A 20,989-nucleotide genomic window follows, 5' to 3' on the forward strand; every position below is an offset into this window, starting at 1 on the left:
GCCCCACCCCCCCGGATGTCCCGTTCCACCGTCCGGAACGTGGATATGCCTGTGGGTCCCCTGGATCGAACCCGTAGGCTGGCCCGTGCAGCTGGTTCGCCCCGTCAGCCAGGCGGGACGCGTCGTAAGAGGGAACCCGGTGGGAATCCGGGACTGCCCCGCAGCGGTGAGCGGGAACGACCGCCGTCATACGCACTGGGACCGCCAGGTCCTGGGAAGCGACGGCCAGTAGGTGCCCGCCGGGAGACCGGCAGGCGTGCCCGCGAGTCCGAAGACCTGCCCGTTGCCCGTGCCCGGCCCCATGCCGTGCACGGACATCCCGGTGACCTCGTGGGCGGGTCGGCGTATACGGCGAGACGGTCGGCCACGCGTGCCGCGTGGGGTCGGGACCGTCCGTTTCCGGTACTCCTTCGCACCTTCGGGTCCCATCGGGATCTCAGGGATCCATCGCGCGAAGGAGATCTCCGTGACCACCGAGTCCGCAGCCGCGGCAGCAGGCGCCACCGTCCACGGCTACCCCCGCCAGGGCGGCAACCGGGAACTGAAGAAGGCGATCGAGGGCTACTGGAAGGGCCGCGTCAGCGCCGACGCCCTCCGCGTCACCGCCGCCGGACTGCGCCGCACCGCCTGGCAGCAGCTCGCCGCCGCCGGCCTCACCGAAGTGCCCACCGGGGACTTCTCGTACTACGACCACGTGCTGGACACCACCGTCATGGTCGGCGCGATCCCCGCCCGCCACCGGGCCGCCGTCACCGACGACGCCCTGGCCGGCTACTTCGCCATGGCACGCGGCACCCAGGACGCGCCGCCGCTGGAGATGACCAAGTGGTTCGACACCAACTACCACCACCTCGTCCCCGAGCTGGGTCCGGACACGGTCTTCAGCGCCGATCCGGCCAAGCAGGTCGCCGAGCTCGGTGAGGCCCTCGCCCTCGGCCACACCGCCCGCCCCGTCCTGGTCGGACCGGTCACCTACCTGCTGCTGGCCAAGCCGGCACCGGGTGTGGCGGCGGACTTCGAGCCGCTGACCCTCCTGGACCGGCTGCTGCCGGTGTACGCGGAGGTCCTCGCGGCCCTGCGCGCCGCCGGGGCCGAGTGGGTGCAGCTGGACGAGCCGGCGCTGGTGCAGGACCGCACCCCGGCGGAGCTGAACGTGGCCGCCCGCGCCTATCGGGACCTCGGCGCCCTCACCGAGCGGCCCAGGCTGCTGGTCGCCTCGTACTTCGACCGGTTGGGCGAGGCGCTGCCCGTCCTGGCGAAGGCGCCCGTCGAGGGCCTGGCCCTCGACTTCACCGGCCCGGCCGCCCGCAACCTCGACGACCTCGCGGCCGTCGGCGGACTGCCCGGAAAGCGCCTGGTCGCCGGGGTCGTGGACGGCCGCAACATCTGGGTCAACGATCTGCAGAGGTCGCTGGCCACCCTCGGCACCCTGCTGGGCCTGGCCGACCGGGTGGACGTGGCCGCCTCCTGCTCCCTGCTGCACGTCCCGCTCGACGCGGCGGCGGAGCGGGACGTCGACCCGCAGATCCTGCGCTGGCTGGCCTTCGCCCGGCAGAAGACCGCCGAGATCGCCACCCTGGCCAAGGGCCTGGGGTCCGGCACCGCCGCGGTGGCCGGGGAACTCTCCGCGAACCGGGCCGCCCTCGTCTCCCGTGCGGCGTCCCCCCTGACCCACGACCCCGCCGTCCGCGCCCGCACCGCGGCCGTCACCGCCGCCGACGCCCGCCGCCCCCAGCCGTACGCCGAGCGCACCGCCGCCCAGCGGGCCCACCTGGGCCTGCCGTTGCTGCCGACCACCACGATCGGGTCCTTCCCGCAGACCGACGAACTGCGCGCGGCCCGCGCGGACCTGAGGGCCGGACGGATCGACACGGCCGGATACGAGGCGCGCATCAGGGGTGAGATCGAGGAAGTGGTCGCCTTCCAGGAGAAGGCCGGTCTCGACGTCCTGGTGCACGGCGAGCCCGAACGCAACGACATGGTGCAGTACTTCGCCGAGCAGCTCACCGGCTACCTGGCCACCCGGCACGGCTGGGTGCAGTCCTACGGCACGCGCTACGTCCGCCCGCCCGTGCTGGCCGGGGACGTCTCGCGGCCCGGGCCGATGACCGTCCGCTGGACCTCGTACGCCCAGTCCCTGACGGCCCGGCCGGTCAAGGGCATGCTCACCGGGCCGGTCACCATGCTCGCCTGGTCCTTCGTACGCGACGACCAGCCGCTCGGCGACACCGCCCGCCAGGTCGCCCTCGCCCTGCGGGACGAGGTCGCCGACCTCGAGGCGGCCGGGACCGCGGTGATCCAGGTGGACGAGCCCGCCCTCCGCGAAACACTGCCGCTGCGGTCCGCCGACCGCGCCGGCTACCTGGCCTGGGCCACGGAGGCCTTCCGCCTCACGACCTCCGGTGTCCGGCCGGACACCCAGATCCACACCCACATGTGCTACGCCGAGTTCGGCGACGTCGTGGGGGCGATCGACGACCTCGACGCCGACGTGATCAGCCTGGAGGCGGCCCGCTCCCACATGCAGGTCGCCCGCGAACTCGCCGCCCACGGCTACCCCCGCGAGGCGGGTCCCGGCGTCTGGGACATCCACTCCCCGCGCGTCCCCGCCGCCGCGGAGGCGGCCGGTCTGCTGCGCAGGGGGCTGGAGGCGATCCCGGCCGAGCGGCTGTGGGTCAACCCCGACTGCGGCCTGAAGACCCGCGGCTGGGCCGAGACCCGTGCCTCCGTGGAGAACCTGGTGGCCGCCGCCCGCGAGGTCCGCGCCACCCTCACCGGCGACCACGCCTGACCTCCGTGCACCGAGCCCTGCCGCCCCGGACGTCCGGGGCGGCAGGGCTCCGGCGCGGGGCGCGTGTGCGCCGACCGGGCCGGGTCCTCAGCCCCGGTCCCGGGACACGGGGTAGGGGACGAAGGTGCTGCTGTTCTCGTCCACGGTCAGGGCGCGGCCCAGGGGCGGGACGGCGCGCTGGGGGCAGTCGAGGCGTTCGCAGAGCCGGCAGCCCATGCCGATGGGGGTGGCGGCGGAGGCGTTGTCCAGGTCGAGGCCGTCGGAGTAGACGAGCCGGGGCGCGTGGCGGATCTCGCAGCCCAGGCCGATGGCGAAGGTCTTGCCGGGTTCGCCCCAGCCGCCGCGGTGGCGGGTGACGGCCCGGGCGGTCCACAGGTACCGCTGTCCGTCGGGCATGGCGGCGACCTGGACGTGGATCCGGCTGGGCGCGGCGAAGGCCTCGTACACGTTCCACAGCGGGCAGGTGCCGCCGGCACGGGAGAAGTGGAATCCGGTCGCGGACTGCCGTTTGGACAGGTTCCCGGCCCGGTCGACCCGGACGAAGGAGAACGGGACCCCGCGCAGCCTGGGCCGTTGCAGGGTGCTGAGGCGGTGGCAGACGGTCTCGTAGCCGAGGCCGAAGTGGTCGGTGAGGCGTTCGATGTCGTAGCGGAACTCCTCGGCCGCCGTGTGGAAGGCGTCGTACGGGAGGACCAGCGCGGCGGCGAAGTAGTTGGCGATGCCGATCCGGGCCAGACCGTGGGCGGGGGAGCCCGGCGCGAAGTCCTCGCCGGCGAGCCGGTCCAGCTCCTCGTCGTACTCGAGCAGGGCCAGCTGGGTGGCCATGCGGAACGCCTGCTGGCCGGGGCGGAGCCGGCTGGACAGGTGCAGGACGCGCGTCGCGCCGTCGAAGTGGTGGAGGCGGTCCGTGCCGGATGCGAGGCGGATCCCGTGGCGCTCGGCCAGGCGCTGCGCGAGCACGCGGACGACCTCTCCGGGGCGGATCCCGATCTGCCGGGCCAGGCCCTCGGCGGCCAGGTCACTGTCGTGGAGGTAGTTCTGGCGGCGGTAGAAGAACTCGCGGATCTCCTCGTGCGGTGAGCGCGGTGCGGCCGGTGCGCCGGCCCGGCCGTCCGCGGTGTCCGCCAGTCGTTCGGCCAGGAGCTGGCCGCGCCGGCCGAGGTCCAGCAGGACGGAGGCCACCGCGGGCATCCGGGTGGCGAGTTCGGCGAGGTCGGAAGGGGAGACGCGGGCCTCGGCGAGCTCGCCCGCCAGGGCCTCGCGCAGGTCCGCGACGAGACGGCTGGTGTCGCGCTCCGAGAAGAAGCCGGGGTCCACGCCGAACGCCTCGGTGAGCCGCAGCAGGACGGGCACGGTCAGCGGCCGGGAGTCGTGCTCCATCTGGTTCAGGTAGCTGGGGGAGATGGCCAGGACGCGGGCCAGCTCGGCCTGGCTCATCCGGCGCTCCTCACGCAGCCGCCGCAGCCGCGCACCCGCGTACGTCTTGCCCACCCGGTCTCCTTCGTCCTCAGCCGCCGGCGCTCCAGCGTACGCACGATTCCGTAGCCGTCCATCTTCGCAACCTTGGCAGATCCGCCGCGGAAGATGCGCAGAACTTGGCATGTGTACCTCATTGATGGCACTGCGTGCCGCTGTCAGAGTCTGTCGTGCGGCCCGCCGGACCCCGGCGGTCCGGGCGGACACACTGGGCCCGATTCATGCTCTGACGTCGGATGTCCCGGCAGTTCGAGCTGCCCGGCCTGCAGCATTGCTCAGCTCCTCTCCAGGCGGGGCCGGCGGCCGCAACCCACATTCTCGGCACACAGTGCCCATATCTCGCCGCACAGGGCGGGACGTTGGCAGACCATGCGATCCAGGGAGACGGTGAAGGACATGGCAGACACCCGCACGACGAAGGCGGCGGCCGAGCGGCTCAGGCAGCGGTGGGCCGAGGACCCGCGGTGGGCGGGCATCGAGCGCACCTACACCGCCGAGGACGTGGTCCGGCTCTCCGGAAGCGTCCGCGAGGAGCACACCCTCGCCCGGCGCGGCGCCGAACGCCTGTGGCGCCGGCTCCACGACCTCGACTACGTCCACGCCCTGGGCGCCCTGACCGGCGGACAGGCCGTCCAGCAGGTCCGCGCCGGCCTCCAGGCGATCTACCTGTCCGGCTGGCAGGTGGCCGCCGACGCCAACCAGGCCGGCCACACCTACCCCGACCAGTCCCTCTACCCGGTCAACTCCGTGCCGCAGGTGGTCCGCCGGATCAACAACGCGCTGCTGCGCGCCGACCAGATCGCCACGGCAGAGGGCGCCGGCGATCCCACGGACTGGCTGGCCCCGATCGTCGCCGACGCCGAGGCCGGCTTCGGCGGCCCGCTCAACGCCTTCGAGCTGACCAAGGCGATGATCGCCGCCGGTGCGGCGGGCGTCCACTACGAGGACCAGCTCGCCTCCGAGAAGAAGTGCGGCCACCTCGGCGGCAAGGTCCTCGTCCCCACCTCCCAGCACATCCGCACCCTCAACGCCGCCCGCCTCGCGGCCGACATCGCCGACACCCCCACCCTGATCATCGCCCGCACCGACGCACTCGCCGCGAACCTGCTGACCAGCGACGTCGACGAGCGCGACGCGCGGTTCTGCACCGGCGAACGGACCGCGGAGGGCTTCTACCGCGTCCAGAACGGCATGGCTCCCGTCATCGCCCGCGGCCTCGCCTACGCCCCGTACGCCGACCTGATCTGGGTCGAGACCGGCACCCCCGACCTCGCGCAGGCCCGCGAGTTCGCCGAGGCGATCCACGCGCGGTACCCGGAGCAGATGCTGGCCTACAACTGCTCGCCGTCCTTCAACTGGAAGGCCGCCCTGGACGACGACCGGATCGCCAAGTTCCAGCGCGAACTCGGCGCCATGGGCTACAGGTTCCAGTTCATCACCCTGGCCGGGTTCCACTCCCTCAACCACGGCATGTTCGACCTGGCCCGCGGCTACGCCGAACACGGCATGACCGCCTACGTCGACCTCCAGGAACGCGAGTTCGCCGCCCAGCGGCACGGCTTCACCGCCGTCAGGCACCAGCGCGAGGTCGGCACCGGCTACTTCGACCTCGTCTCCACCGCCGTCAACCCCGCCTCCTCCACCACCGCCCTCACCGGCTCCACGGAAGAGGAGCAGTTCCACTGAGGCGCCCCGCCCCCGCCGGCCGCCCCCCGGCCGGAGCTCCGCGTCGCAGGGAGCCGGACGGCCCTGTCCGTCCGGCTCCCGTCCACCCCTCAGGAGACGGCATGACCACCACCGCCACCACGCACCGGGTCCGGGTCCTCGCGGCACCGGGCGCCCGCCACGGCGAGATCCTCACGGCACGGGCACTCGCCTTCGTCGGCCGCCTGGCCGAGGCGTTCGGCGAGCGCCGCCGGCTGCTGCTCAAGGAGCGCCGCCGCCAGGCGATCCGGCTCGCCACCGGATCTCCCCCGGACTTCCCGATCGCGACCTCCGCCGTCCGTGCCGACCCCACGTGGCGCGTGGCCCCACCCGCCCCGGGCCTGGAGGACCGGCGGGTGGAGATCACCGGCCCGCCAGAGCGGTGCACGGCGGTCAACGCCCTCAACTCCGGTGCCGGGGTCCGGACGGCCGACTTCGCAGACGCCACCGCCCCCACGTGGAACAACATCGTCGGCGGCCAGCCGACCCTCCTCGACGCCACCCGGCGCCGGATCGACTTCACCACGCCCGAGGGCGAGGAGTACCGCCTCGGCGAGCAGCTGCCCACCGTCGTGGTCCGGCCCCGGGGCTGGCACCTCCTGGAAGAGCACCTGGAGTTCGACGGCCGCCCCGTACCCGCCTCGCTCGTGGACTTCGGGCTGTACTTCTTCCACTGCGCGCAACGGCAGATCGACGCCGGGCGCGGCCCGTACTTCTACCTGCCCAAGCAGGACACGGAGCGCGAGGCCGAGGACGGGTTCGACGGCTCCTTGGTCGCCCACCCGGGCCTGGTCCCCGTCTGCCGGGACGTCTTCGACGGCGTCCTGGCCGGGCGCCCGCACCAGCTGGACCGTACGCGGGAGGACGTGCAGGTCGGGGCCGCGGACCTGCTCTCCGTACGGCGGACCGGCGGCCCGCCCACCGAACAGGGCGTACGCACCGACATCGCCGTCGCGCTGCGGTACTTCGACGCCTGGCTGCACGGCCGGGGCGCCGTGGCCCTGGGCGGGCTCATGGAGGACGCCGCCACCGCGGAGATCGCCCGCGTGCAGATCTGGCAGTGGCTGCGCCACCGGGCCCTCGACCGCGACACGGTGACCCGGATCCTCGACGAGGAGCTCGCCGCGCTCGGCGCCCAGCACCCCTGGGCCGCCGTCGACGAGGTGCGGGAGCTGTTCGAGCGCACCGCCCTGGCCGGTGAACTCCCGCTCTTCTTCACCCCCGACGCCTACACCCGCCACCTCGTGCGCATTCCGGAGGCACACTCATGAGCACTCCCCTCCGCAGGGTCGGGATCGTCGGCGGCGGGCAGATGGGCGCCGGCATCGCCGAGGTCTGCGCCCGCGCCGGACTCGACACCGTCGTGTGCGAAGCCGACGGCACCGCCGCCCGGGCGTCCCGCGAACGGGTCGCCGTCTCCCTGGAGCGCGCCGTCCAGCGGGGCAAGCTGGACCGGATCCCGGCCGAGGACGCGCTGACCCGCCTCGTCTTCACCGGCAGCCTCGACGACCTCGCCGACCGGCAGCTCGTCATCGAGGCGGTGACCGAGAACGCGGACGTCAAGACCGAGACCTTCGCGGCCCTGGACAAGATCGTCGAGGACCCCGGGGCGATCCTCGCGACGAACACCTCCTCGCTGCCCGTCATGCGCCTGGGCATGGCCACCGGGCGGGCCGACCGGGTCGTGGGCCTCCACTTCTTCAACCCGGTGCCCGTGCTGCCGCTGGTCGAGGTCGTCTCCTCGCTGCACACCTCCCGGGAGACCGTGGAGACGGTGGAGGCCTTCGCCCGCGCGTCCCTGGGCAAGACGACGATCCGGTCGAAGGACCGGGCCGGATTCGTCGTCAACGCCCTCCTCGTCCCCTACCTGCTGTCGGCGGTCCGCATGGCCGAGTCCGGCTTCGCGACCCCGGCCGACATCGACGCGGGCATGGAACTCGGCTGCGCCCATCCCATGGGACCGCTGGAGCTCGCCGACCTCATCGGCCTCGACACCGTCGCCGCGATCGCGGAGTCCCTCTACGACGAGTTCAGGGAACCCCTCTACGCGCCGCCCCCGCTGCTGATGCGGATGGTGCAGGCGGGGCTGCTGGGCCGCAAGGCGGGCCGGGGGTTCCACCCGTACGACCGGGACCGCTGAGGGAACCGGCGCCGGTTCAGGCGGCTTCGCCCACCAGCTCCTCCAGCACGTCCTCCATGGTGACGAAGCCGACGACCGTGCCCCGGGCGTCCGTGACGGCGGCGAGGTGGGTGCCGGCGCCGCGCATGGCGGTCATGGTGTCGTCCAGCGGGGTGCGCAGCCCCACCGTGGTGACCGTGTGGAGCGCTTCGGAGGGGAAGGCCGCGGCCCGGTCGGCCGCGGCCAGGGCGTCCTTGATGTGCAGGAAGCCCAGGATCGCGCCTGCCGGACCGGTGACCACCAGACGGGAGAAGCCGTGTGCGGCGGCGGTCCGCTCGAGGCCGCGCGGGGTGACGTCCTGGTCCACGGTGACGAATCCGGCGCGCGGGATCATGATCTCGCCGACGGTGCGGGTGCCGAGTTCCAGGGCGTCGCGCAGGCGTTCGCCGCCCTCGGGGCCGAGGAGCCCGGCCTCCTGGGAGTCCGTGACCAGGCGGGCGAGTCCGTCGTGGGTGAAGACGGCGGAGACCTCGTCCTTCGGTTCCACCCCCAGCAGCCGCAGCAGGGCGTTGGCGAATGCGTTGATGCCGAGGACGACCGGGCGCAGCGCCCGGGTGAGGGCGACCAGCGGCGGGCCGAGGAACAGCGCGGCCGGCGCCGGGGCGGCGAGCGCGATGTTCTTCGGGACCATCTCGCCGATCAGCATGTGCAGGTACGTCGCCAGGGTCAGCGCGATCACGAAGGCGATCGGGTGGATCAGCCCCGTGGGTACGCCGATCGCCTCGAACGGCGGCTCCAGCAGGTGCGCGACGGCCGGTTCGGCGACGGCGCCGAGGACCAGCGAGGAGACCGTGATGCCGAGCTGGGCGGTGGCCATCATCGCCGAGAGGTGCTCCAGGGCCCAGATCGTCGTCTTCGCGCGCCGGTTGCCCCTGAGGGCCTCCGGCTCGATCTGGCTGCGGCGTACGGAGATGAGCGCGAACTCGGCGCCGACGAAGAAGGCGTTGGTGACCAGCGTCAGGGCACCGATCAGCAGCTGGATCGCGGTCACCGGTTCTCCTCCTCGGTCCGGGCGGTGCCGACGGCGTCGGCGGTCTCGGCGGCGGTGGGCGCGGGCGCGGTGATCCGCACCCGGTCGGCGCGGTGGTGCTCGGTCCGCAGGACCGCGAGCCGCCAGCCCTCGACCTCGACGCGGTCGTCCTCCACGGGTATGCGCTCCAGGCGGGTGGCGACGAGGCCGGCCAGGGTCTCGTACGGGCCTTCGGGGACGGGGAAGCCGATCTCCTCGAGCCGGTCCGTGCGGACGCTGCCGTCGGCCTCCCAGACCCCGCGTCCGTCCGCCGACGGCCCGCAGGCGGCCAGATCGGGGACCTCGCTCGGGTCGTGTTCGTCGCGGACCTCGCCCACGACCTCCTCGACGATGTCCTCCACGGTCGCGACGCCGGCGGTGCCGCCGTACTCGTCGATGACGACGGCCATGGTGCGCGCCTCGCGCAGCCGGCGCAGCAGGGTGTCGACGGCGAGGGAGTGCGGGACCAGCAGCGGGGGAGTCATGAGCCCGGTGACGGGGGTCAGGCCCCGCTCGTCCTCGTCGAGGGCCAGGACGTCGCGGACGTGCAGGGTGCCGATGACCTCGTCCAGCGTGTCCCGGTACACGGGGAAGCGGGACAGCCCGGTGGCCAGCGTCAGGTTCGCGGCGTCGGCGGCGGTGGCGTGCGCCTCCAGGGCCCGGACGTCCACGCGCGGGGTCATGACGCTCTCGGCGGTCAGCTCGCCCAGCCGGAGCGTACGGACGAACAGCTCGGCCGCATCGGCTTCGAGGGCGCCCTCCCTGGCCGAGTGCCGCGCCAGCGCGACCAGTTCCTCCGCCGTACGGGCGGAGGCCAGCTCCTCGGCCGGTTCCAGGCCGAAGCGGCGCACCAGGCGGTTGGCCGTGTCGTTCAGGTGCCGGATGAGCGGTGCGAAAGCGGCCGTGAAGGCGCGCTGCGGGCCGGCGACGGCCTTGGCGACGGCCAGCGGCCGGGAGATCGCCCAGTTCTTCGGGACCAGTTCGCCGACCACCATGAGCACGATGGTCGACAGCGCCACGCCGAGGAGCGTCGCGGTGGCCGGCACCGCGCCGGAGGGCAGGCCGGCGGATTCCAGGGGGCCGCGCAGGAGCGCGGACGCGGACGGCTCCGCGAGCATGCCGATGACCAGGGAGGTCACCGTGATGCCGAGCTGCGCCCCGGACAGCTGGAAGGTGAGCCGCTTGGCGGCCTCGAGGGCGCTCTCGGCGCCCCGCTCACCGGCTTCGACCGCTCGGTCGAGCTCGCTGCGTTCGACCGTGGTCAGGGAGAACTCGGCGGCCACGAACACGGCACAGGCCAGCGTCAGCGCGAACGCGACGAGCAGCAGAAGGATCTCGGTCACCGCGCCACCCCCGCTGCCGGCTCGTGGATCTTCGGGCAGGACGTGGCACGGCGGGGACTGGGAGGTTCACCCATTGCGGGTCTGCTGCTCCGTTCGCTCTCGGCGGGCCGACGGCCCGGTCTGTTGTCCGGTCGCCGACAGTATCCGGGACCTTTGGGTAAAGGACAAGTAAAGTGACGAGGGGGTGCCGCTCGCCGCGGGCCGCCGCGTGGGCGGCGGTTTGCGACGGACCTGCCGCTCATGTGCTTCTACAGCCGTGTAGATTTAACCATTGTTGATCTTCGCCGGGTCCAGACCCGCCCGTGCGAACCACGACTGAAGGAGTGAGCGCCGCCATGGTGTTCAGGCGACTGCTCGGCTCGATCGGCGCCGGCGGCCCCGTCGTCGACACGGTCCTCGATCCCGTGGGCGCCGTGCCCGGCGGCAGCCTGTCGGGCGAGGTCCGGCTCACCGGCGGCCGGGCCGACTTCGAGATCGAGCACATCACGCTCGAACTCGTCGCCCGCGTCGAGGACGAGACCGGCCGGGGCGAGCGCGACGGCGCCGTCGTCTTCGAGCGCTTCACCGTGGGCGGCGGCTTCCGCCTCCACGAGGGCGAGCGGCGCAGTGTGCCGTTCGCGGTCACCCTCCCCTGGGAGACCCCGGTCACCGAGCTGCACGGCCGGCCGCTCGGCGTCGTCCTCGGCGTACGGACGGAACTCGGCGTGGCCGGTGCCAAGGACAAGGGCGACCTCGACGCGCTCGCCGTCCGCCCCCTCCCCGTCCAGGAGGCGGTGCTGGAGGCGCTGGGGCAGCTCGGGTTCGGCTTCAAGCCCGGCGACCTGGAGTACGGGCGCATCGGCGGCCCCGGCCGGCAGCTGTCCTTCTACCAGGAGATCGAGCTCAGCCCGGCCCCGCAGTACGCCCACCGGGTCCGCGAGATCGAGGTCACCTTCCTCGCGCACCCGGCCGGGACGGACGTGGTCCTGGAGGCCGACGGGCGCGGTGGCCTCTTCTCCGGGTCGCGCGACGCCCTCGCCCGCCACACCGTCCGCCACGACCAGGTCGCCCACACGGACTGGAACGCCGAGGTCGACGCCTGGATCCGTGCCGTGGTCGAGTCCCACACGGCCCGGTCGGCGTCCTGCGGCTCGTACGCGCACGGCGGCCACGACCCGCACAAGGGCGACCACGGCCACGGCGGCCACCACCGCCCGGGCCCCGGCACGGGTACGGCGGTCGCGGCGGGCGCCGCGGGCCTCGCCGTCGGTGTGGTCGGCGGCATGGTCGCCGCCGAAGCCGTCGACGAGATCGGCGAATTCTTCGAAGGCGACGAGGACGACTCCTGACGGCCCGGCGCACCGGCGTCGGCGGTACCGGGCCCGATCAGGTCAGTTCTCGGCCAGCACGATGACGTGGTCGGCCTCGTCCAGCACGAGCGGTTCGGACCTGGAGGGGTTGAGGCGGACGCCGTAGCGCGGGGCCCGGTCGCCGTGGCCGGCGGTGCGGTAGCCGATGGCGGTCTCGCCCCGCCGGCGGGCGGCTTCGACGACGGTGGCGAAGTTCGCCTCGGTGCCCGCGCGCAGGTAGTCACCGGCGGGCTTGAGGTAGATCTCGGAGCCCGCGGGGTCGAACAGGTCCGCCAGGACCTCGTACAGGGCTCCGTTCTCGGCGAGTTGGGTCAGCAGGAGGCAGATCAGCTTGGTGCTGACGATGAAGTCGTCGGCCTTGGTGACCTGGGCCACCTCCCGGTTGGCGTCGTCGTTCATCTCCGTGACGATCGAGTACGGGTCGCCCAGTCCCACTTCGATGTCGCGCAGGTGGAGCAGGGTGACCAGGGTCCGGTCGTCGGCGAGATCGGGGTCGACGCTCTCGTCCGAGAGGACGATGATGTGCTGGTAGCCGCCGAGGTCCAGGGACTCCAGGGACCGCCGGCTGGTCGGCTCGCAGACCTTGTGGCCCACGGTGAGGTTGACGCGTTCGGCCTCCAGGGCCTCGTCCGGGCGGCGGGGTGCGGCGACGTCGATGACCGAGCCGTCCCTGACCAGCTGGTCGAGCAGGTTGATGATCTTGGGTGCGCGGGAGTTCCACCCGATCATCAGGGTGCGGTCCGGTACGGCCGCCCTGCCGGGCGTGGAGACCACGGCCGAGGAGAGGACTTCGGGCCGGTCGTCGGTCAGCCTGATGAGCAGGTCGTCCTCGGCGATCACGATCATGCTGTCCTCGGCGCCGATCACGGTGTCCATGGCGGGATTGACCCGGGTGCCGCCGTCGCCCCGGTGGATCCCGATGGGGACGCCGAGTTCGTAACGGCTGAGCGCCTCACCGTACGTCGTCCCGGCCAGGGCGGGTTCGCGGCGCATGTAGATCTCGTTGCCGAAGAAGCTGAGCAGTTCGTCGCAGACGGTGGACAGGCCGGTCTGCCGGTGGGACTGCACGACGAGCCGCACCGCGAAGTCGTCGGCGTCGATGACCAGGGCGCCGCTGCCCGCCGCCAGGCGGGCCACGGCCAGGTTGTCCGAGTCCTGGACGGCGGCCACGACATGGGGCCGGGTGCTGTTCCAGCTGCGGTTGTTGAGCAGGAGCAGCGTCTTGATGACGTTGGTGTCGCGGTCGTCACCCGTGGGCGGCAACACCATGATCGACTTGGCGGTGTCCGGGCTGACCAGCTCCAGGTCCTCACGCTTGAGCGGGCTGCCCGACCGGCAGATGACGCGCGTCTGCCCCGTGTCGGGCACGCGCAGCCGGATCTGCTCCTCCATGTCGACCTTGTCGCGGTCGGCGAGGACGACCACGCACGAACGCCGCTCGCTCTGGTTGGCCTCGACCAGTTCGGCGACCACCGTGAAGACCTGCTCCGACCAGCCCAGCAGGATGGTGTGGTCGCGCTCGATGATGCGCGAGCGGCCCTTGCGCAGCCGCTGGAGCCGGGCCTCCAGGCCGGTGGTCAGCACGCCGATGAGCGCGCTGACGATGAAGATGCCGCCGAGGGTGACGGTCAGCATCAGCGCGAGGAAGACCGGTCCGCCGTCGTCGCCGCCCATGGTGCCGGGGTCGAGCGTGCGCAGCAGGCTCATCCAGGCCACGCCGCCCCAGCCGCCGTTGGCCTCCGTGTCCTCGTCGGTGAGCAGCACCACCAGGGTGGTGACCACGGTGATCAGCGCCGCCGAGGCGAGTGCCAGCCACGCCATCAGGGCGGAGACGCCGCGGTCCATCGTGCCGTCGAACCAATAACGCAGCCGGTCCCACACCCTTGCAAGCCCCCCGTGCTCGAACCGCCCGCCTCGCACGCGGACGCAGTCGATCATCCCATGGGGGAGCGGTGCCCGTGTCCGGACCCGGTGCGGCCGGCCGGGCACAGGGGCCCGTCTCGCGGGAGGGCGGCGCGCGCCGAAGTCCCCGGTGCCGCCCCACCAGTGATCCGGCGTCAGGCCGAGAACGTGGCGGCGTGCAGGACGAGGCAGAGCGTGACGGCCGGGTTGGCAGAGGAGAGCGCCGAGACCGTCGCGCCCCCCGCGGCCGTCCACACGGCGAGGCCGACGGCGGTGGACGCGGGCGGCCAGGCGCGGCCCGTCGGCGCGGGCGCGAGCAGAGCGGCCACGCGCCGGGGAGCGGGGCCCGCGGCCGCGAACCGGGCCGGCGCGGCCGTCGGCGTGCCGCGCGAGGCCAACGCGGCCTTCCCGATGGCACGCGCCACCGCCTTGCGGCTGCCGACGTGCGCGGCGGCTTCCTCGTCCGCCCACCGCTCCGCCGTGTACGTGACCGCCGTACGCAGGGGCCGGAGGAACGGGTGGGCCTGCGCCGCCAGCCGCACGGTCAGCAGCAACCGGTCGTGGCGGCCCGCCGGATGGGCGCGTTCGTGGGCGAACAGGGCCCTGCGCTCACGGGAGGTGAGGGCCGCCAGCATGCCGGTGCTCGCCACCACCCGGCCGGACCGGCCGGACCGGCCGGAGAGGGCGTACGCGTACGGCGCCTCGTCCCGCAGGACCACCACGGGACCGGGGCGCGCCGTGCCCAGCGCCGCCTCGGCGCGGCGCCGCGCCCTGCGGTGCCGCCACGCGGTGCCCGCGCAAGACGCCGGCACGGTGAGCAGGACCGGGATGGCCGGCCGGCCACTTCGTCGTACGGGAGGGCGTCGCGCACCTCCGGGTCGGACCAGCCGTCCGGCAGCGGGTTGCCCGGGAGCTGCGCGGTGCCGACCACCAGGCCCAGGCCCAGGCACAGCGTGCTGCAGCAGGCCGGCACCGCGGCGATGACGGTCAGGAGCAGGGTGGCGGCACGCGGGTGGAGATGCTGTTCGGCGAGGCGGGCGATCGGTCAGGCGGTGAAGGGGAGGACGAGCGGCAGGAAGACGAAGACCCCCATGGCGTCAGTCCTCCTCCTCCCCGTCCGCATGGGCCAGCAGATCGCGCAACAGCTGCTCGTCCCCCGCGGGCAGCGCGGTGACGAAGCTGGTCAGCACCGCCTCCCGGTCCTGCTCGCCGTCGAGTACCTTCCGCATCCGGATCGCCGCCAGGCCCGCGCCGTCGGCGACGGGCGTCCACCGGAACGACCGCCCCACGCGCTCGCGCACGACGGCACCCTTGGCCTGCAGCCGGGTCAGAATGGTCATGACGGTCGTGTAGGCGATGCCCCCGCCGATCCGCTCCTGGACCCAGGCCGCGGTGACCGGTTCGCCGGCCCGGCCGAGGGCCGCCAGGACCTGGACCTCCAGCTCGCCCTGTCCGCGTCTGCGGGACTGCCGCTCGTCACCGCCCCCGTCGCTCACGTTCACCCGTCGGCCTCCTGTGGACCCGGCGCCTGCCCGCCGGTGATGGCGGTCCATCGTACTGAGCCGGCGCGGGACGGCCGCCGCAGGAGGGGCCGGCCGGCCTCGCGGGCCGGTGCCGGCCCCTCCGGTGCGTCACCGGCCGATCCGGGCCAGGGCGGGGGCGAGCGAGGGCGGGGGAGCCGTCGGAGAGCTGCGCCGCGGGTGGTCCGGGGGCGGCTGCCGCGGCAGGGCCGCGGGCGGTTCGGTGTCCGTCAGCAGGGCGATCAGTGACGAGCGGGCGCGGGCCACGCGGGAGCGGACCGTGCCGATGGGGCAGCCGAGGGCGTCGGCGGCGTCGGCGTAGGGCAGGCCGAGGAGCTGGGTGAGCACGAAGGCCTCGCGGCGTTCGGCCGGGATCGCGGCCAGGAGCTCCGCGAGGGCGACGCCGTCGTCGAAGCCGGGAACGCCGTACGGCTGCCCCTGTTCGGCGGCGGTCTGCCAGTCGTACCGGTCCGACAGCCGCGGGCGGGCGGCGGCGTGGCGCACGCTGTCGACGACGGTGCGCCGGGCGATCGACAGGAGCCAGGTGCGGGCGGAGGAGCGGCCTTCGAACCGGGGGAGCGCGGCCAGCGCCCGCAGGAAGACGTCCTGGGTGAGGTCGTCGGCCGCCTGGCGGTCCGCGCTGAGGTACGCCACGTAGCGCCGGACGTCGCGGTGCAGGGCGCGGACGAAGCGGTCCACCTTCGCGGGGTCGCCGTCGCGCGCGGCGAGGGCCAGTCGGGTCACCTCCGCGTCGGAGTCCGGGGTGTGCCGGGCCGGGCTTTCGCCGGCGGGACGGGGCTGGGTGTGCAGGGCAGGGGTCATCGCCACGGGTCCTTGGGGGCAAGGTGTCCGGCTCCGCGCGCGGCGGGGCCGGTGAAGGGGATACGGCCGGCCGGAGGGCACGGCCGATGCCCGAGGGGCGACGGGCGGCAGAAGGACCGTCAGCGCACGCTCGGGGAACCGGCTGTCACAGGACAGCGGTTCCCGTCGGCGGACCCCGTGAGGTGATGGCGTGGACGAGGAACAGCTGCGGGAGCGCGCGGCTGCGCCGTACGCGGCGCGCACGGATGCGCGGCGCGACGGGAGCCGGGGCGAGAGCGAGGAGGAGCCGCAGCGGCGTCCAGAGCCGCGCCGCTGCGGCCCGCAGGAGGCGGAAGGCGGCCCGCTCGCCGTGGGCCAGCCACAGGCCGCACAGCAGCGCGGCGAGCAGGTGGGCCGCGAGCATCCCCGTGGGTGACGTGCCGGCCATGTCGTGACCGCCCGGCGGCACGAGGGTGCCGGCGGCAGCGGACGCGGCGTCGACCATGCCCGGCATGTCGTGCATTCCAGGCATGTCGGGCATATCGCTCATGCCGTGACGGGCGTGCGCGGTGACGCCCTGGGCGACGGTGCCGGACGGCGCCGGCCCCGCCCCTTCTGCGCACATCAGGTACGCGGCCCATTGGCGGGCGAACGGCGTACCGGGCGGCAGCGAGGGGTGCAGGACCGACTGGGCCAGGGAGAAGCACGCATGGAGCACGGCCTGGACGGTGACCGTCGCCGCGATCACCGGCCGGGGCCCGCGTTCGCGGCCCGCGAGGCACCAGGCCGCGGCCGCCGTGCCGGCCGACGCCGCCGACACGGCCCACCAGGGCACGGCCGTGCCGGACATGAGCACGTGGCCGACGGTTGCGAGCAGCACGCAGACGGCTGCGAACATCGCAGCCCGTACGGCTCGTGAACAGTGGCCCGGTGTCATGGCGGGTTCATCCTCGCACCGGCCTTCCGGGCCGTGCAGGGGCGTGCGCGGTTCCTGACGGGTTCTCGACCGGTCCTGTGGCGGGAAGCGCTTACGAGAGCCCCGCGGGAGGCGTGTTGACGACCCCGAAGGGGATGTGGACGCTGGGCGTCGCCGGTGCGGTGCCGTTCAGGTGGGAGACCTGGTCGTCGAAGAAGATGTGCGGGTCCAGGGCGCTCATCACGGCGGCCTTGTCGACGCCGCCGAGGAAGAAGGCGTCGTTGACCCGCAGCCCCCACTGCCCGAGGCTGCGCACCGCACGTTCGTGTGCGGGGGCGTCACGGGCGGTGACCAGCGACACGCGCAGGCGGGGCCGGTACCCGGGATCCTTGCAGCGCCGCTCCTCCTCGCGGCGCTGGATGCGGTTGATGCCCCCGAGGAACTCGCCCAGCGGTCCCGGGTCGTGAGGGGTGGCCGCGTTGCGCACCTCGTGGGCGCGGAACTCCTCGAGGCCGGAGCTCTGGAAGATCCGCTCGGCGGAGTCTCCCGCCAGCACCCCGTCGAAGTCGAAGGCGATGCGCAGTTCGGGGTCGGCCTCGTCGTCGACCCGGGCGGTGTCGAGCACGTGCCCCGCCGGCAGGCCCTGCGCCACGGCCTCGCGGACGTCGTCCTCGTTGGCCGACAGGAACAGCGACATGTTCAGTGCGGGCATGAACCGGTACGACGGTCGGCCCTGCCGGAAGACCGCCCGGCTGATGGGCAGGCCGTGCGCTGCGATCGAACGCATGACGCGCATGCCGGTGTCCGGGTCGTTGCGGGACAGGATGATGACCTCGACCAGGGGATCGGAAGGAACCGCGAGATCGTTCAACGACAGGAGGCGCCGGACGAAGGGGAAGGCCACCCCCTTGGCCAGGACGTCGTCCAGATGGGCCCGTTGGTACACCCGGTAGGCGTCCTCCCCCTCCTCCCGGAACACGGCGTCGCCGTCGGTGAGGTCGAACAGGGCGCTGGAAGCGATCCCCACCACCAGCCGGTCGGACAGGTCGTATCTCATGACGCCCCTTCCTGGCACGCATGCATCACGGGGATGCTTATCACCCTGCCGCATATGTCGAAAACATGTGCCCATCCTTCTGTGCGGCCGTATCCTGGGGCGGGCTCCGCAGGCACCGCGGAGCCGTCGTCGACGCATGTCCCGTGAACGCCGGGTACCGGATACCGGGCGAACGATCGGGAGCGCGAGAGTGATCGGTCTGGCCGCAGCGGGCGGAGTGGCCCTGGTCGAACTGGGCATGGCCCTGACCCCGGGCCCGAACATGATCCACCTCGCCTCCCGCGCGATGACCCAGGGCCGCAGGGCCGGCCTGGTCAGCCTGAGCGGGACCGCCGTGGGATTCCTCTGCTACCTGCTGGCGGCGGCCGCCGGCCTGTCCGCCCTGTTCGCCGCCGTGCCGCTGGCGTACACCGTGGTCAAGCTCGCCGGAGCCGCCTACCTGGCCCACCTGGCCTGGGGCATGCTCAAGCCCGGCGGCCGCTCACCCTTCGACCCGGCCCCGGACCTGCCTGCCGTCTCCGACGCCCGCCTGTTCTCGATGGGGCTCCTGACCAACCTGCTCAATCCCAAGATCGCTCTCATGTACGCCGCTCTCCTGCCCCAGTTCCTCGATCCGCAGGCGGGGCCGGCCGGGGCGCAGCTGCTCCAGCTCGGAGGGGTGCAGATCGTCGTGGGGATCTCCGTGAACGCACTGGTCATGCTCGGTGCGGCACGGGTGTCGGGATTCCTGGCCGCCCGGCCCCGCGTGATGACCGCCCAGCGGTTCGCGGCGGGCGGCGCGCTCGCCGTCTTCGCGCTGCGCACCGCCTTGTCCCGTACGCCCGCCTCGGCCTGAGACCGTCCCACCGCACGTCGAAACGGCCCGGCAGGGCCCCCGGACGGCCACGTCGCGTCCGCGTGGCAACGGGTCTTCGACCGGAAGCAAGTCGGCTGCAAGCCGGGTGCAACCCGGGTCCGCAGAGTGGGATCCATGACGACGCACCACGCATCCGAGTCCACCGTCCACCCCTACACCCGCGAGATGGCGATGATCCACCAGGTGTTCCGCCGCGAAGCGCGCCTGCTGGCCGAGCTCGTCCAGGACGTACGCCCCGCGGACTCCGCCCGCGCCCTGGTCCTCGCCGAGCACTGGCGGCAGTACGCCGTCGGCCTGCACGCCCACCACACCGGCGAGGACGAGATGCTCTGGCCGGTACTCCTGCCCCACCTGGACCTCGACGCCGAGCAGGTCCTGGCCATGGAGGCGCAGCACCGCGAGCTCGACGAGGGGATCACGGAGGTCCACGGCCTGATGGACCGGTGGCAGGAACGCGCCCTGCCCGCCGACCGCGACGAGCTCGCCGAGGCGCTGCGCCGGCACCACCGGCAGCTGTGCGCCCACCTCGACGAGGAGGAGCGGCACGTCATGCCGCTGGTCGCGCTCCACGTGAACGAGGAGCAGTGGAAGGCGGTGGGGGAGCGGGGGCTGGCCGAGACGCCGAAGAACCGCCTGATGATCGCCCTGGGCGCCATCCTGGAGGACAGCTCGCCCCAGGAGCGCCAGGAGTTCATGGCCCGGCTGCCCCTGCCGGCCCGGGTGCTGTGGCGGCTGCTCGGGCAGCGGCAGTACCGCCGGGAGACCGAGCGGGTCCGCGGAGCCCGACGCGCCGCCTGACGCGCCGCTCCCGTTCCGCGTGCCGGACGACCCGGCCCGCCCGCCGCCCTCACCCTCCCGTACCGATAGAGGAACCCGCACCGATGCGCATCGGATTCTCCGTCCCCCAGTTCGGCCCCTTCGCCGACCCCGACCGCACCGCCGCCCTGTGCACCGCGCTCGAAGCCCTGGGCTGTCACAGCCTCTGGGTGGCCGACCGGCTCCTGGCACCCCTCACCCCCGCCGAGGGATATCTCGGCGGGGGTGAGATGCCCGTCCGCTACGCCACCCACCTCGACCCGCTGCTCGCCCTGGGCCTGGCGGCCACGGCCACCGAACGGGTCCGCCTGGGCAGCAGCACCCTCAACGCGCTGTGGCAGCCGCCCCTCGTCCTCGCCCGGGCGCTGACCACCCTCGACCTGATCAGCCACGGCCGCCTCGACGTGGGCCTCGGGCTCGGCTGGATGCGCGAGGAGTACACGGCCGCCGGCGTGCCGTGGCAGGGCCGCGGCGCGCGGCTGGAGGAGACCCTCGACGTCCTCGACGCCGTTTGGCGCTCCGAGCGGGTCGCCCACACCGGCCCCCTGTGGACGATCCCCGAGTCGACGGTCCTGCCCAAGCCCGTGCAGGCCCCGAGGCCTCCGGTCCTGCTCGGCGGCTTCACCCCGTACGCCCTGGAACGGGTCGGCAGGCGCGCCGACGGCTGGCTCGCGGCGTCGATGCCGCTGCCCTACCTCCAGGGACTGTGGGCGGTCGCCGTCGAGGCCGCCGGGCGGGCCGGGCGGGACGCGTCGGCCCTGCGCCGCGTGTTCCGCGTGAACCCCGAGATCACCGCGGCACCGGCCGACCTGGCGGAGACCCACCACCGCGGGACCGTCCGCCAGCTGTGCGACCACCTCAGGGTGATGTGCTCGGCGGAGACGGACGAGGTGCTCGTGGACCTCCAGCTGACCACGGACTCACCGCAGGAGTACCTCGACCGCGCGGCGGAGTTCATGGCCGAGCTGGCCTAGGTGTATTGCCCGGTGAGGTTGGGGACGCGGCTGGCGGGTGGTTTGCCTGCGAGCGCGGTGTGTCCGCGGTGGTGATTGTAGGTGTGGAGCCACTGGGGGAAGGCGTCGCGTCGTTCCTGCTCTGACTGGTAGGGGCGGGCGTAGGCCCACTCGTCGAGCAGGGTGCGGTTGAGGCGTTCGACCTTGCCGTTGGTCTGGGGCCGGTAGGGCCGGGTTCGCTTGTGGGCGATCCCGGCCGCGGCCAGCAGGTCGCGCCAGGCGTGGGACTTGTAGCAGGAGCCGTTGTCGGTCAGGAC

17 protein-coding genes, 1 pseudogene and 1 riboswitch are annotated in these 20,989 nt (G+C 73.5%); of the genes and pseudogenes, 8 read left to right on the forward strand and 10 right to left on the reverse strand.

Annotation, left to right across the window (positions count from 1 at the left end; all coding sequences use genetic code 11):
• Positions 1-125: 125 nt before the first annotated feature.
• Positions 126-278, forward strand: a riboswitch (cobalamin riboswitch).
• Positions 279-466: 188 nt separating this feature from the next.
• Positions 467-2,791, forward strand: a complete 2,325-nt coding sequence (gene metE / locus AB0469_RS03375; protein ID WP_366449607.1) for a 5-methyltetrahydropteroyltriglutamate--homocysteine S-methyltransferase — start codon at positions 467-469, stop codon at positions 2,789-2,791.
• An 87-nt stretch (positions 2,792-2,878) separates the two neighbouring features.
• Here metE and AB0469_RS03380 read toward each other — a convergent pair whose 3' ends face one another.
• Entirely contained in the window at positions 2,879-4,282 is a 1,404-nt protein-coding gene (locus tag AB0469_RS03380) for a short-chain fatty acyl-CoA regulator family protein (protein ID WP_366449608.1), read from the reverse strand.
• A 381-nt stretch (positions 4,283-4,663) separates the two neighbouring features.
• Between AB0469_RS03380 and aceA the strand changes: the two genes are divergently transcribed.
• The 3 genes from aceA (at position 4,664) to AB0469_RS03395 (ending at position 8,111) form a co-directional block, all read left to right on the forward strand.
• The gene (gene aceA, locus AB0469_RS03385; protein WP_366449609.1) at positions 4,664-5,953 is read left to right on the forward strand and encodes an isocitrate lyase; all 1,290 of its coding nucleotides are present in this window, start codon (positions 4,664-4,666) and stop codon (positions 5,951-5,953) included.
• 101 nt (positions 5,954-6,054) lie between these two features.
• Positions 6,055-7,242: a hypothetical protein gene (locus AB0469_RS03390; protein ID WP_366449610.1), complete on the forward strand. Its 1,188-nt coding sequence runs from the start codon at positions 6,055-6,057 to the stop codon at positions 7,240-7,242.
• Positions 7,239-8,111, forward strand: coding sequence for a 3-hydroxybutyryl-CoA dehydrogenase (locus AB0469_RS03395; RefSeq protein ID WP_366449611.1), 873 nt, complete (start codon positions 7,239-7,241; stop codon positions 8,109-8,111). Before AB0469_RS03390 ends, AB0469_RS03395 begins: the two co-directional genes overlap by 4 nt.
• A gap of 16 nt (positions 8,112-8,127) precedes the next feature.
• Here AB0469_RS03395 and AB0469_RS03400 read toward each other — a convergent pair whose 3' ends face one another.
• Complete coding sequence (locus AB0469_RS03400) at positions 8,128-9,141, reverse strand: hemolysin family protein (RefSeq protein ID WP_366449612.1); 1,014 nt, start codon at positions 9,139-9,141, stop codon at positions 8,128-8,130.
• Entirely contained in the window at positions 9,138-10,502 is a 1,365-nt protein-coding gene (locus AB0469_RS03405; protein WP_366449613.1) for a hemolysin family protein, read from the reverse strand. Before AB0469_RS03405 ends, AB0469_RS03400 begins: the two co-directional genes overlap by 4 nt.
• A gap of 335 nt (positions 10,503-10,837) precedes the next feature.
• Here AB0469_RS03405 and AB0469_RS03410 point away from each other — a divergent pair, with 335 nt between their 5' ends.
• On the forward strand, positions 10,838-11,830 hold the full coding sequence (locus AB0469_RS03410; RefSeq protein WP_366449615.1) for a sporulation protein: 993 nt from the start codon (positions 10,838-10,840) through the stop codon (positions 11,828-11,830).
• Between the two features lie 42 nt (positions 11,831-11,872).
• On the opposite strand, the gene AB0469_RS03415 is transcribed toward AB0469_RS03410, so the two are convergent.
• From AB0469_RS03415 to AB0469_RS03440, 6 genes and pseudogenes are all read right to left on the reverse strand, one after another.
• Positions 11,873-13,732 carry a potassium transporter TrkA gene (locus tag AB0469_RS03415; RefSeq protein WP_366449616.1) on the reverse strand — a complete coding sequence of 620 codons (1,860 nt, stop codon included), beginning with the start codon at positions 13,730-13,732 and terminating at the stop codon, positions 11,873-11,875.
• 176 nt (positions 13,733-13,908) lie between these two features.
• Positions 13,909-14,795: pseudogene (locus AB0469_RS03420) on the reverse strand (M56 family metallopeptidase).
• A 55-nt stretch (positions 14,796-14,850) separates the two neighbouring features.
• Complete coding sequence (locus AB0469_RS03425; RefSeq protein ID WP_366449617.1) at positions 14,851-15,255, reverse strand: BlaI/MecI/CopY family transcriptional regulator; 405 nt, start codon at positions 15,253-15,255, stop codon at positions 14,851-14,853.
• Between the two features lie 129 nt (positions 15,256-15,384).
• A complete protein-coding gene (locus AB0469_RS03430) occupies positions 15,385-16,095 on the reverse strand; it encodes a sigma-70 family RNA polymerase sigma factor (protein WP_366449618.1) in 711 nt (236 codons plus the stop codon).
• Between the two features lie 145 nt (positions 16,096-16,240).
• The gene (locus tag AB0469_RS03435; RefSeq protein ID WP_366449619.1) at positions 16,241-17,011 is read right to left on the reverse strand and encodes a hypothetical protein; all 771 of its coding nucleotides are present in this window, start codon (positions 17,009-17,011) and stop codon (positions 16,241-16,243) included.
• A gap of 91 nt (positions 17,012-17,102) precedes the next feature.
• Positions 17,103-18,047 (reverse strand): 5'-nucleotidase, encoded by a 945-nt coding sequence (locus tag AB0469_RS03440; RefSeq protein WP_366449620.1) that lies wholly within the window; start codon positions 18,045-18,047, stop codon positions 17,103-17,105.
• 190 nt (positions 18,048-18,237) lie between these two features.
• On the opposite strand from AB0469_RS03440, the gene AB0469_RS03445 reads away from it, so the two are divergent.
• The 3 genes from AB0469_RS03445 to AB0469_RS03455 all read left to right on the forward strand — a co-directional run bounded on the left by AB0469_RS03445 (position 18,238) and on the right by AB0469_RS03455 (position 20,693).
• Positions 18,238-18,882: a LysE family translocator gene (locus AB0469_RS03445; RefSeq protein WP_366449621.1), complete on the forward strand. Its 645-nt coding sequence runs from the start codon at positions 18,238-18,240 to the stop codon at positions 18,880-18,882.
• 135 nt (positions 18,883-19,017) lie between these two features.
• The gene (locus AB0469_RS03450) at positions 19,018-19,701 is read left to right on the forward strand and encodes a hemerythrin domain-containing protein (protein WP_366449622.1); all 684 of its coding nucleotides are present in this window, start codon (positions 19,018-19,020) and stop codon (positions 19,699-19,701) included.
• Positions 19,702-19,784: 83 nt separating this feature from the next.
• Complete coding sequence (locus AB0469_RS03455) at positions 19,785-20,693, forward strand: TIGR03619 family F420-dependent LLM class oxidoreductase (RefSeq protein ID WP_366449623.1); 909 nt, start codon at positions 19,785-19,787, stop codon at positions 20,691-20,693.
• Here AB0469_RS03455 and AB0469_RS03460 read toward each other — a convergent pair.
• Positions 20,690-20,989 (reverse strand): integrase core domain-containing protein (locus AB0469_RS03460; RefSeq protein WP_366449624.1); only part of this gene is annotated, 300 nt, incomplete at its 5' end. The genes AB0469_RS03455 and AB0469_RS03460 overlap by 4 nt on opposite strands.

This window comes from Streptomyces sp. NPDC093801 (assembly GCF_040701585.1).
Classification (GTDB): Bacteria; Actinomycetota; Actinomycetes; order Streptomycetales; family Streptomycetaceae; genus Streptomyces.